11 protein-coding genes and 1 rRNA gene are annotated in these 11895 nt (G+C 51.7%); 1 reads left to right on the plus strand and 11 read right to left on the minus strand.

Annotated features, from left to right (window positions below; translation table 11 throughout):
* The 6 genes from D3P09_RS27090 to gyrA all read right to left on the minus strand — a co-directional run.
* Nucleotides 1-125 (minus strand): 16S ribosomal RNA (locus D3P09_RS27090); the annotation flags it as partial.
* Between the two features lie 280 nt (nucleotides 126-405).
* A complete protein-coding gene (locus D3P09_RS27095) occupies nucleotides 406-1179 on the minus strand; it encodes a YfjL-like protein (RefSeq protein WP_120114547.1) in 774 nt (257 codons plus the stop codon).
* 2 nt (nucleotides 1180-1181) lie between these two features.
* Nucleotides 1182-1718 carry a hypothetical protein gene (locus tag D3P09_RS27100; RefSeq protein ID WP_120114548.1) on the minus strand — a complete coding sequence of 179 codons (537 nt, stop codon included), beginning with the start codon at nucleotides 1716-1718 and terminating at the stop codon, nucleotides 1182-1184.
* On the minus strand, nucleotides 1715-2203 hold the full coding sequence (locus D3P09_RS27105; RefSeq protein ID WP_120114549.1) for an RNA polymerase sigma factor: 489 nt from the start codon (nucleotides 2201-2203) through the stop codon (nucleotides 1715-1717). The genes D3P09_RS27100 and D3P09_RS27105 overlap by 4 nt, the downstream gene beginning before the upstream one ends.
* A 137-nt stretch (nucleotides 2204-2340) precedes the next feature.
* The gene (locus tag D3P09_RS27110; RefSeq protein WP_120114550.1) at nucleotides 2341-3408 is read right to left on the minus strand and encodes an HD-GYP domain-containing protein; all 1068 of its coding nucleotides are present in this window, start codon (nucleotides 3406-3408) and stop codon (nucleotides 2341-2343) included.
* Between the two features lie 33 nt (nucleotides 3409-3441).
* Nucleotides 3442-5958, minus strand: coding sequence for a DNA gyrase subunit A (gene gyrA, locus D3P09_RS27115; RefSeq protein ID WP_120114551.1), 2517 nt, complete (start codon nucleotides 5956-5958; stop codon nucleotides 3442-3444).
* Nucleotides 5959-6242: 284 nt separating this feature from the next.
* Between gyrA and D3P09_RS27120 the strand changes: the two genes are divergently transcribed.
* Entirely contained in the window at nucleotides 6243-7067 is an 825-nt protein-coding gene (locus D3P09_RS27120) for a YheC/YheD family protein (protein ID WP_243644555.1), read from the plus strand.
* A gap of 54 nt (nucleotides 7068-7121) precedes the next feature.
* Here D3P09_RS27120 and gyrB read toward each other — a convergent pair whose 3' ends face one another.
* From gyrB to dnaN, 5 genes are read right to left on the minus strand one after another with little or no spacing between them, the layout of a single operon-like run.
* Nucleotides 7122-9032 carry a DNA topoisomerase (ATP-hydrolyzing) subunit B gene (gyrB, locus tag D3P09_RS27125; RefSeq protein ID WP_120114552.1) on the minus strand — a complete coding sequence of 637 codons (1911 nt, stop codon included), beginning with the start codon at nucleotides 9030-9032 and terminating at the stop codon, nucleotides 7122-7124.
* Between the two features lie 38 nt (nucleotides 9033-9070).
* A complete protein-coding gene (remB, locus tag D3P09_RS27130) occupies nucleotides 9071-9322 on the minus strand; it encodes an extracellular matrix regulator RemB (RefSeq protein ID WP_119803669.1) in 252 nt (83 codons plus the stop codon).
* A gap of 35 nt (nucleotides 9323-9357) precedes the next feature.
* Entirely contained in the window at nucleotides 9358-10467 is a 1110-nt protein-coding gene (recF, locus tag D3P09_RS27135) for a DNA replication/repair protein RecF (protein WP_120114553.1), read from the minus strand.
* A gap of 28 nt (nucleotides 10468-10495) precedes the next feature.
* Nucleotides 10496-10714, minus strand: coding sequence for a S4 domain-containing protein YaaA (yaaA, locus tag D3P09_RS27140; protein WP_120114554.1), 219 nt, complete (start codon nucleotides 10712-10714; stop codon nucleotides 10496-10498).
* 36 nt (nucleotides 10715-10750) lie between these two features.
* Complete coding sequence (gene dnaN, locus D3P09_RS27145) at nucleotides 10751-11893, minus strand: DNA polymerase III subunit beta (RefSeq protein ID WP_120114555.1); 1143 nt, start codon at nucleotides 11891-11893, stop codon at nucleotides 10751-10753.
* Between the last annotated feature and the right edge of the window lie 2 nt (nucleotides 11894-11895).

Genomic DNA, 11895 nt, shown 5'->3' on the forward strand with positions numbered 1-11895 from the left:
ACGTGTTACTCACCCGTCCGCCGCTAACTATCAGGAGTGCAAGCACTCCATCAAGTCCGCTCGACTTGCATGTATTAGGCACGCCGCCAGCGTTCGTCCTGAGCCAGGATCAAACTCTCCATAAAAGTTAGTTTGACTTGCTCAATAACGTTGTTGCTTCAAAATTTCTCATCACCAGCAAGCTGATGTTGTAAACTTTGTATCGATCCAATCTTGCAATTGTATCGGGCAGTTTCGCTCGTTGTTCAGTTTTCAAAGAACAATCATTTGTCTTTCGTGTCTGCCGTATGTCTCAGCGGCGACTTAGATAATATATCATGTATGCCCATACGATTGCAAGTCTTTTTTTAAACTTTTTTCATTTTCTTTTGCAATTCATATAACTCCCTTATAAAACCGCTATATTCAGCCCTTTTCATCGCCTTTAACCGTTACAATAACGCTGTCATATTCTCTATTCTCTTTTGCTTTCTTCAATAAAGGCAATAACTCTCCGCTATCGATTTGCGTAGCTCTTACCCCGTAGATGCTCAATAACTTATTTCCGAACTCTACATCCATTCCGTATTGCTTGATAGGGTACCCCTGTGCTTTCGCCCATTCATGAGACTGCTTGATCCACTCCGACGCCTGTTCCAAATCAGCTTCAGCCGTGTCGACGCTTATATTAATGTGCAACGGGATTGGCAGGCGGGGGTCAAGCTTCATATCAAGACTTAGCAGATTTTCATAATCGCTAACTTTATCATACTGATACATGACAAATACACGCCTGACCGGAATGCCGATCTGCTCTGACAATTCTTTTTGCAGAACATTCCCATATTCCTTAGACAAGCGATCCATGGTCTGATGATATCCCAATACATTGAAGTTAAAATCATCCTTGATATCGTTTTTGCCGTGGTACTCGACATAGAAGCGTGTATCCTCACTTGTAAGAGATTGAACGCGGCCTATATAGGAACCGTCCTTAAAGTTATAACCTACCTTTGTGGCAAACTCGTATTCCATCTCCGGATATTGTGTCTCCATATACTGCTTAATCGCTGTCTTGGCGATGGCAGCCGAGACCGGGTTGCCCACAAATCCATTGGCCATATACAAAATAAACCCAATTAGCGAAAAGGCGATTATCCCCGCAATGACTTGCATTATCTTTTTACGCGTTGCTTTCATTCTCAATCGTCCCCTTTCTGAAATGCGAATTGCAGCAGCAATCCAATCACGACCCCAATGGCCGTCAGAAAAGCATATATCCCGCTATAAGGCAGGCTAGTGCCCCACACAATCGGGTTCCAGCCCCCGCTGAATACGCTGTTCATGAATTGATACAGGTAAGCCCCTGCAAATACGATCAAAGGCGTAGCCAGGCTCCATGCCCGCTTCATGCTGAATACAGCAAGCGCCCCCACAAAAGGCATAATGACCAAATTGTAAAACATGCCGAATGATCCCGTCATCGCGATGCCGATTGTTGCCCCTACCAGCAAAATGAAAAGCTGAGTCATGACGACCCCCCGTTTGATTCCTGCAACCATACGCTGGTCCCGGGAATCATCCCGCTCCAGCGGAACGTCGCCGTAATGGTCATATTCCTCGCGCATTTCAGGATCATGCCTCATATAGTCTTCAACCAACCGGGCGGAGTCGCTGCTGGCAACCCCATCCTTTACTAAAGGAATCAGGTCTCTGATTACATCGGGCGTTACCTTCATAGCCAATCCTCCTTTGCAAGCCGTTCCTTCAGCCATTTTTTTGTCCGGAAATCAATGACGCGCGCCGAGCTCTCTGATAGACCATGCCTCTCCGCAATTTCGGCATAGCTGTAACCCTCGATCCGCATCCCGATGACAGCCCTAGTTCTCTCATCCTTCTCTTGCAGTAAAGCAAGCACATATTCGGCAAGCTCCGACGTAATCATGCGGCCTTCAATGCTTGTAGCTACATACAGCTGCAGCAGGTCATTGTATTCAACGCTGGCCTTCTGTCTCTTCAGATGGTCCAGCCACTTGTGTCTGGCAATGGAGCACAGCCATGTTTTCAGGGAAGACTGTCCTTTGTAACGATGAATGGACCTGATCGCACTAATAAAGGTTTCGGACAGCAGATCATCCGTCAAGGAAGGATTGTTCGTCAGGGACAGCAAATAATGATACACATCTTGCTTATATTCTCTATATAACTGCTCAATCTGCTTCATCGCTGCCCCCCTTCCCTTAATTAGTCGACGCTACGCCGCCTTTCGTTACACTTCCGCGCAAAAAAAAGAGCAAGCCCATCTCTCTTCCCGTGTCATCGGTTCGATCGATAGGCTTGCTGCGGTGATGCATATGTCGATTACTTCACAACTTCCTTGATATGAAGATGTCTTGCAACCGTTAAGTTTTCGATGACGCCATTGATGGATACCCATGGCCGCGTCGGATGCGTCCGCTCCGAGAATACGATCTCCCCGATCCGGTCGTCGCTTAAGCGAACAACCGTACCGTTATGGAATTGCGTAACTCTCTCGACGAACGTTCTGACATAGCCGGCATCCAGCTTTCCGAAGGCATCGCTCTGAATTTGCTCCAGCACCAGGTAAGGCGATGCCGCTTTGCGGTACGACTTATTCAATGTCATCGCGTGGAAAATATCCGCAATGCTGACGATCTTGGCATAGGGATGAATCTTGCTGGCATCGATGCCGAGCGGATAGCCCGTACCGTCCACCTTCTCATGATGCTGCAGCGCGGCAAGCTTCACGCCTTCATTCAGCGCCGCGACATTCTTGAGCAGCTGGTAGCCGAGCACGGTATGACGCTTCATCTCTTCCTTCTCATCCTGCGTGAGCGCATTCGGCTTGGTCAGGATGCTTCGGTCAATGCGCACGTTGCCAATATCCTTCAGAAGTCCGGCCAGAGCGACCTGCATCCATTCCTTCTGAGGCATTCCGACCCACTGGGCGATCAAGTAGGACGTCATCGCTGACGTGACGCTATTGTGAAGCAAATAATCGCGTTCCAGGAACGTCCTTGGCGCGAACGTCAGAATCTTGTAATCCGCAATATGCTGAAGCAGCCGCTCCAGCTGCGTGCGAATGTCCATGACCGGCATGCTCTGTCCTGTATAAGAATTGAACAAATGCCGGAGCACGTCAATCATCTTCTCATATTCGCTTTGCAGCGGGGTAGCCGGCGGCTGCCCCTTCGTTCCTGCGCTCTCTTCCGTCTTCTCATCGGCGCTCTTCGACTCGCTGAAGCTATTCGCAACCGTCACGCTCGTTACGAGAAAAGCCTGCAGAATGTCGATTTCCTTCGATGTGATGACCCTACCCTTCTGAAACAATACGCTCCCGAGCGGGGTGAGGACGTCTTCTCCGATCTTGTCGCCTAGCTTAAGTTGCGCAACTGCTATTGTTCCCACGGAAGTCCCCTCCCCTGTGTGCTGGATCTATCCTTATTCGGAGTCGGAAGAGCCTTCTGCACCTTCGGCGCCCTCAGCGCCTTCAGAACCTTCAGAGCCTTCTTCCAATCCGTCTTCTTCATTCACTTCGCTGCGGGCGACACGCGTTACCGTCGCAACCGTATCATCCTCGCGCGTATGGATCAAGCGAACGCCTTGCGTATTGCGGCCCATTGTGGAGATACCCTCCATGCTGGTCCGGATAAGCGTGCCAAGCGCCGTCATGATCATGAGATCCTCGTCGTTCTCTACGACCTTCAGTGAGACGATCGGACCGTTCTTATCCGTCACGTTCAGCGTCTTGATGCCTTTGCCGCCGCGGTTCTGGATCCGGTACTCGCTGACCGGAGTACGCTTGCCGTAGCCCTTCGAGGTTACGATCAATACGTCTTTATCCAGAGCAACAACGTCCATATCAATGACAGTATCTCCATCATCAAGGCCGATGCCCTTCACGCCTGTCGCGGAACGTCCCATCGAGCGGACATCCTCTTCCGAGAATCGGATCGACATGCCTTGGGCCGTACCCATAATGATCTCCTGGTTGCCGTCTGTCAGCTTCACGCCGATCAGATCATCATCCTCGCGCAAGGAAATCGCGATCAGGCCGACCTTGCGGATGTTGATATAGTCATCCAGAGGAGTTTTCTTCACGACACCCTGTCTCGTAGCGAAGAACAGGTAGTGGTCGGAGTCGAAGGCTTGAACCGGAATAACGGCATTAACCGTCTCACCCTGTTCGATCTGGATCAGATTGATGATCGGCGTTCCTCTTGCCGTACGGCTGAGGTCCGGAATCTCGTACGCCTTCAGCTTGTACACCTTGCCCTTGTTCGTGAAGAAGAGCAAGTAGTGATGCGTGTTGGATACGAATAGATGCTCGACGAAGTCGTGCTCCTTCGTGTCCATGCCGACAACGCCCTTGCCGCCGCGTTTCTGGCTGCGGTAGGTCGTGACCGGCAGACGCTTGATATAACCGGAATGCGTGATCGAGATGATCACGTCCTCGCGAGGAATGAGATCTTCGTCAAGAATTTCTTCGTCGCTTGCCGTAATCTCGGTACGGCGCTCGTCTCCGAATCTCTCCTTGATTTCGGTCAGCTCGTTGCTGATAATCTCAAGCACAAGCTGCTCGTCTGCAAGAATCGCTTTGTATTCTGCGATCTTCTTCATCAGCTCGGCATATTCCGCCTCGATCTTGTCGCGCTCCAGTCCTGTCAGGCGCTGGAGACGCATATCCAGAATCGCTTGCGCTTGCTCATGTGTCAGCGAGAAGCGTGTAATCAAGCCTTCACGGGCTTCATCAGCTGTCTGCGATGCACGGATAAGCGCAATGACTTCATCCAGATGGTCAAGCGCAATGCGCAAGCCTTCCAGAATATGAGCGCGAGCCTCTGCTTTCTTCAGATCATATTCCGTACGGCGACGGATGACTTCGATCTGATGCTGCAAGTAATGATACAGCATGTCGCGCAGATTCAGCGTCTTCGGCTCGCCGTTCACCAGCGCCAGCATGTTGATGCCGAAGTTGGATTGCAGCTGCGTCTGCTTGTACAGATTGTTCAGCACGACGCTAGGATTCACATCGCGGCGAAGCTCGATCACGACGCGCATGCCGTTACGGTCCGACTCGTCGCGAAGATCCGTAATGCCTTCAATCTTCTTCTCGCGAACAAGCTCGGCGATCTTCTCGACCAGACGGGCTTTGATAACTTGGTAAGGCAGCTCATGCACTATGATTCGCGCCTTGCCGCCATCTTCCTCGATCGTTGCGCGTGCGCGCATCGTTACAGAGCCGCGGCCTGTCAGATAAGCCTGGCGGATACCGCTATGGCCCATGACAAATGCAGCCGTCGGGAAGTCTGGTCCCTTCACATAATCCATCAATTCAATTGGCGTAATCTCCGGGTTGCGGATTAACGCCAACGTGCCGTCAATGACTTCGTTCAAGTTATGCGGCGGTATATTGGTCGCCATACCTACAGCGATGCCGGTAACGCCGTTGACCAGCAGGTTCGGGAATCTCGATGGCAGCACCACCGGCTCCTGCTCCTCGCCGTCATAGTTCGGCGCAAAATCGATTGTTTCTTTGTTAATATCGCGAAGAAGCTCCATCGCCATCTTGGATAAGCGTGCTTCCGTATAACGCATGGCTGCCGCCATATCACCGTCGATCGAACCAAAGTTGCCGTGTCCGTCAACGAGCATATAGCGCATGGAGAAGTCCTGCGCCATCCTGACCATGGATTCATAGACAGCCGAATCGCCATGAGGATGATACTTGCCGATAACCTCGCCTACGATTCTCGCCGACTTCTTGTGAGGCTTGTCCGGTGACATGCCCAGTTCAGACATTGCATACAGAATACGCCGATGCACCGGCTTAAGCCCGTCCCTTACATCAGGCAACGCGCGGCTTACGATGATACTCATCGCATAGTCCATAAAGGAATCTCGCATCTCCGTACCGATATCGCGGTCTGTCACTGACATTCGTTGTTCTTCCGCCATGCTTTACCTCCCTGACGTGATCTATCTGATGGCCCAATTAGGAATTCCATTATATTACTTTCACAAAAACAGTATATATAAACCTAGCTTGGGCTATGTTCCTGGTTATCTGTCCCTTACATGGAGAATCGGCAAAAAATAGGCCAACATACACTCTCCATATCAAAAAAAGCGTCATAAAGTAAACAGACCCAACTTTTATTATACCATTCATTCCAGTGTCTGTCTTGTGCCAAGCCAACTGAGACGAAGAAATATTGCTCATAGATTCAGGAGTAAGCATCATGACATTGACGGTTCCAACCCCTATTTCGAAAAAAAGAAGAGGTGATATGACGTTGGCGATTCAGCGCGTAAGGAGCAAGTGGGCGAAGACAATGGTTTTGGTCAAATCCAGCGACCTGCGCCAATACGTTCCGCTCACGAAACGATACAGCCGCGAGACGCTGCGCTCCATGCTGGAGGAGTATGGAATGGTGTATGTGAAGCCGGACAGCGGAACCTTCGGCAAAGGCGTTATCCGCGTAGAGAAAACATCCGAGCCCTCCCAGGGGTACCGCTTCCAGATTCAGAAGGACCCCACCTTCGCCCCCACTTTCGACGGACTATGCGAGGGCTTGCGGCGATATACGGGCAAAAAGGGTTATTTGATCCAGAAAGGCGTCTATCTGCTGAAGCATCAAAACCGGCGCTTCGATCTTCGGGTGATGGTGCAAAAGAATTTGCAAAACAAATGGGAAACCACAGCGATCATCGGACGGGTGTCTGCCCCCCGCAATGTGGTGACGAACTATCATAGCGGCGGTACGATTATGACATTCGAGAAGGTAATGGCGGAGCATCTGTCGCCTTCCGAGATTAGCGCATACAGCAGCCGGCTCAAGAAACTCGGGGCGGCGATCGGACGCCAGCTTAGCACCGCCTATCCGAATTTGAAGGAGTTAGGCGCTGATGTGGCGATAGATACGAAGCTGCATCCTTGGGTGCTTGAAGTAAACACGAAGCCCCATCCCTATATCTACAAAACGCTGGCCGACAAAAGCATCTATCGCAAGGTGCGCAAATACTCGCTCGCCTACGGCGGAATGAAGGCCAAGCGAGGCAGCTAGTCTAGCGCGCACAACAAAAAAAGAGCAGCTCCCGTGAGCTGCTCTTCGCTATGGTTAGAAATCCAGATTCGTTACATACTTCGCGTATTTCTGAATGAACTCGCGGCGCGGCTCGACGTTGTCGCCCATAAGCGTATCGAAGATCGTATCGGCTTCGATTGCATCCTGGATCGACACCTGCAGCATGGACCGGCTCTCCGGATCCATCGTCGTCTCCCACAGCTGGGTTGCGTCCATCTCGCCAAGACCTTTGTAGCGCTGGATGTTCACTTTGACGCCTTCACCGAACTCGCCAATGACAGCGTCTCTCTCCTTCTCGGTCAGCGCATAACGTACGACCTTGTTGCGCTCGATCTTGAAGAGCGGCGGCTGTGCGATATAGACGAAGCCTGCCTCGATAATCTGGCGCATGTAGCGGTAGAAGAACGTCAGCAGCAGCGTACGAATATGCGCGCCGTCGACGTCGGCGTCCGTCATAATGATGATCTTGTGATAACGGGCCTTCGAGATATCGAAGTCGTCGCTGATGCCTGTGCCTAGCGCCGTAATGATGGCGCGAATCTCGGCATTGCCCAGAATGCGGTCCAGACGGGCTTTCTCTACGTTCAGGATTTTGCCCCGCAGCGGCAGGATCGCCTGGAAGTGGCGATCGCGTCCCTGCTTCGCAGAGCCGCCGGCGGAGTCGCCTTCGACGATGTACAGTTCGCTGATCGATGCATCCTTGGAGGAGCAGTCCGCCAGCTTGCCTGGCAGCGAGCCTACTTCCAGCGCGCTCTTGCGGCGAGTCAGCTCACGCGCCTTGCGCGCCGCTTCGCGGGCACGAGCCGCTTGCAGGCCTTTCTCGACGATCCGGCGGGATACGCCTGGATTCTCTTCCAGGAACTCCTGGAACTTCTCGGCGAAGAACGATTCCACGATGCCGCGGACTTCGCTGTTGCCAAGCTTCGTCTTCGTCTGCCCTTCGAATTGCGGCTCAGGGATCTTCACGGAGATGATCGCCGTGAGGCCTTCGCGCACGTCATCGCCGGAGAAGTTGGAGTCGTTGTCCTTGATCAGGTTCGACTTCCTCGCGTAATCGTTAATAATACGCGTCAGCGCGCTCTTGAAGCCGGACTCATGCGTGCCGCCTTCATGCGTATTGATATTGTTCGCGAAGGAATAGATATTCTCGCTATAGCTGTCGTTGTATTGCAGAGCGACTTCGACCTGGATATGGTCCTTCGAGCCCTCCACATAAATCGGCGTCTCATGCAGCGCTTCGCGGTTCCGGTTCAGGAACAGCACGAACTCGTTCAGACCGCCGTCGTACTTGAATGAATTGGATACGTCCGTACGCTCGTCCGTCAGCGTAATCTCGATTCCCTTGTTCAGGAACGCGAGCTCGCGGATCCGGTTTTGCAGGATCTCGTATTCATAGACTGTCGTCTCGGTAAAAATCTCCGAGTCCGGCAGGAACGTCGTGCGTGTTCCCGTGACATCCGTATCTCCTACAATTTTCACATCGTATTGCGGGATGCCTCTACGGTATTCCTGCTGGTGAATCTTGCCGTCGCGGCTAACTTGCACGCGAACATGCTCCGACAGGGCGTTCACAACGGATACGCCGACGCCATGCAGACCGCCGGATACTTTGTAGCCTTCGCCGCCGAATTTGCCGCCCGCGTGAAGGACCGTCATGACGACTTCCAGCGTTGACTTCTGCAGCTTTGTATTCATGCCGACCGGGATGCCCCGGCCGTTATCTATAACAGTAATGCTGTTATTCTCGTGAACGATAACATCGATCTTGGTGCAATGGCCGGCCAGCGCTTCGTCGATACTGTTATCGACGACCTCCCATACCAGATGGTGAAGGCCTTTCCCGCTAGTGGAGCCGATATACATTCCGGGACGTTTGCGTACCGCCTCTAACCCTTCCAGGACCTGTATCTGACTCTCGTCATACGTATGCTGTTCCAAAGACATGCAAGTTCACTGCTCCTCTCAACTGCTCTTCCTGTTCGTTATCCATTCGCCGCAAAATGATGTGCCCGCTTCTTGAGCGTAGAGGATGATATCGGCGAATAATATATTTTCTTCTGCGTGACCACGATGGACTTCGGCTCTTCTTCACCGATGGTCTCCACGTCCTTGCGCTTGCGCGCGCCCGCGACGAATTGCTTGGAAAGCTTGGAAGATTGCTCGATGGAAATATCGAATATCGCCACCAGCTCGGCCGCGCGGATAATCTTCTCTCCGCCCAAATGAATATACATTTACGGTTCACTTCTCCTTATTCGCCCGAATCTAATCAGACCGTCACGCTGCCATCTCGCACATGATAGATACCGGCATCTTGGAGCTTCGCCATATTGACGCTCTCCAGGCCGGTTGTTGTAATAAACGTCTGCACTTTGCTTTGGAAAGTCTCTATCAGCTGCGTCTGCCGATTCTGGTCAAGCTCCGACAAGACGTCGTCCAGCAGCAGCAGCGGATATTCGCCGATCTCTTCGTTGATCAGCTCTATCTCCGCCAGCTTCAGCGACAGCGCCGTCGTGCGCTGCTGTCCCTGCGATCCGAAGACTTGCGCTTCCTTCCCGTTGATGAAGAAAGCGAGGTCGTCGCGATGCGGACCCGCAAGCGTAACCCCTCTTCGAATCTCCTGATCTTTCACCTGTGTTAACTTTATCATAAATTGATCAAATAAAACAGATTCATCTTGCAGCGCATCCGCATCGAAGGACGGACGGTACTGGATCGTAAGCTTCTCCGCGCCCCCTGTAATCCCAGCATGGATCTGCTCCGCGAACGCTTCCAATTTATGAATAAAGTGTTTCCTTTTTTTCATGATTTTAACACCAAACTCAGCAAGCTGCATATTCCATACGTCCAGCATCGCTGTGTTCACATTGCCGGGCGAGGCCGTCTTGAGATAATTGTTGCGCTGCTGGAGCACCTTGCCGTATTGCGTCAGCGTATGCAAATAACCGGGCTGTACCTGTCCGATCTCCATGTCGAGAAATCTTCTGCGTACGCCCGGCGAGCCCTTCACAATCTCCAAATCTTCCGGAGCAAACATGACCACATTGACCGAGCCGATAAAGTTGCTCAGCTTCCGCTGCTCCAATCCGTTAATTTTCGCTTTTTTGCCCTGGGAGGAATAGGCCAGATCAAGCGTAATGTTGCCGTACCGCTTGCTGACCTCTCCCGTAATTCTAGCCGTATCGCCTTGCCAGCCGATCAGCTCCTTATCCTTCGACGTCCGGTGGGACTTGGACAGGGCGAGCACGAATATTGCCTCCAGCAAATTCGTCTTTCCTTGCGCATTAGGCCCAAGGAAGACATTCACTTTGTTCGGCGTTGCGAGCTTCAGCTCGCGATAGTTGCGGTAGTTCTGCAATTCAATGCTGTTTAAGAACACTCTCCGAGCCTCCCGGTTCCTCCGCGCTTCACTTGCCGGCTACAACTATGAATTCGCCGCAGCCTTCGACTTCCACGCGATCGCCTGCATAGAGCTTTCTGCCGCGCCGGTTGTCCGGCTCTCCGTTGATGTGGACAACTGCCTCTTGAAGGAAAAATTTCGCTTGTCCACCTGTGGATATACAGTCGGCGAGCTTCAGAAATTGTCCCAGCGCAATATATTCCGTACGAATTTCGACTTCTTTCATGCTATTGCTCTTTCCTCTCGTAGCCTTCGGCCGACATTAGTTGGTCGTGCGGTAAGGCAGAATGACATACATGCTATAGTCATGATCCATTGGTTTAATAATAATCGGTCTCATCGCTCCCGTGAAGCCGATGAACAGCTGCTCGCTGTCGATAACCTTAAGCACATCGAGCATATATTTGGAGTTGAAGGCAATGCGCAGCGGCTCGCCCGTCATGCTTTTCGCATCCAGCTGCTCGGTTACACGTCCAAGTTCGGTGGAGCTGGAGGAAATCTCAATCATGCCGTCTTCCAGCGTAGCAAGACGCACGATGTTTGTCTTCTCTTCGCGTGACATTAGATAAGCGCGGTCAATCGCATCCATGACATTTTTCGTATCTAGGACGAGTTCTGTCTCAAATACTTGCGGAATAATCTTAGAAGTATCCGGATAAGTGCCGTCCAGGATGCGCGTATAAAACAGGATGTTATCCACTTTGAAGAGCACTTGATTATCGGCCACGACGATATCCACAAGCGTGTTCTGATCCGGAATCAGTCTCGACAGCTCGCCCAGCGTCTTGGCAGAAATAACGACATTGCTGAACTGAATCGCTCCGTCGACATCTACCTTCGTTGTGCGGCTGGCCAGACGGTGGCGGTCAGTTGCTGTAAATTTCAATTGTCCTTCTTGCAGGTTCCACAATACACCGGTCAGAATCGGGGTTTGCTCGCTGGTGGAAGCAGCCAGTATCGTCTGGCGGATCATGGATTTGATCAAATCGCCAGGGATTTGCAGCACTTCGTTCTGCTCGACGGATGGCAGTACCGGGAATTCTTCCGGATCCAGGCCGACCATTTGGATTTCGGTAGAACCGGATCGAATGATTGTTTGAAAGTTGGGGCCTACATCAATGATGACTTGATCGGATGGAAGCTTCTTGACGATTTCGACAAAAAACTTGGCTGGGAGCACGACGCTGCCTGGCTTCTCGACTTGCGCGATTATTGTATCTTCTTGTTCTACTGTGATGAAGCTTTGAATAGATATATCAGTATCGCTGGCAGTCAGCGTTACATATTGGTGGTTAACGTCGATTTTGATGCCTCCGAGAATCGGAATGGCCGGACGAGAGGACGCTGCCTTCGCTACTTGTTGAATCGCGTCGTTCAGCTCATTTTTGGAAATCGTAAGTTTCATTT

The organism is Paenibacillus pinisoli (genome assembly GCF_003605435.1).
In the GTDB taxonomy this organism is placed as follows: Bacteria; Bacillota; Bacilli; order Paenibacillales; family Paenibacillaceae; genus Pristimantibacillus; species Pristimantibacillus pinisoli.

Bases quoted from the DNA above. Each gene is read 5' to 3' on its own strand.
- D3P09_RS27095 (WP_120114547.1), bottom strand. From the start codon at position 1,179: ATGAAAGCAACGCGTAAAAAGATAATGCAAGTCATTGCGGGGATAATC.
- D3P09_RS27100 (WP_120114548.1), bottom strand. From the start codon at position 1,718: ATGAAGGTAACGCCCGATGTAATCAGAGACCTGATTCCTTTAGTAAAG.
- D3P09_RS27105 (WP_120114549.1), bottom strand. From the start codon at position 2,203: ATGAAGCAGATTGAGCAGTTATATAGAGAATATAAGCAAGATGTGTAT.
- gyrA (WP_120114551.1), bottom strand. From the start codon at position 5,958: ATGGCGGAAGAACAACGAATGTCAGTGACAGACCGCGATATCGGTACG.
- D3P09_RS27120 (WP_243644555.1), top strand. From the start codon at position 6,243: ATGACATTGACGGTTCCAACCCCTATTTCGAAAAAAAGAAGAGGTGAT.
- gyrB (WP_120114552.1), bottom strand. From the start codon at position 9,032: ATGTCTTTGGAACAGCATACGTATGACGAGAGTCAGATACAGGTCCTG.
- remB (WP_119803669.1), bottom strand. From the start codon at position 9,322: ATGTATATTCATTTGGGCGGAGAGAAGATTATCCGCGCGGCCGAGCTG.
- yaaA (WP_120114554.1), bottom strand. From the start codon at position 10,714: ATGAAAGAAGTCGAAATTCGTACGGAATATATTGCGCTGGGACAATTT.
- dnaN (WP_120114555.1), bottom strand. From the start codon at position 11,893: ATGAAACTTACGATTTCCAAAAATGAGCTGAACGACGCGATTCAACAA.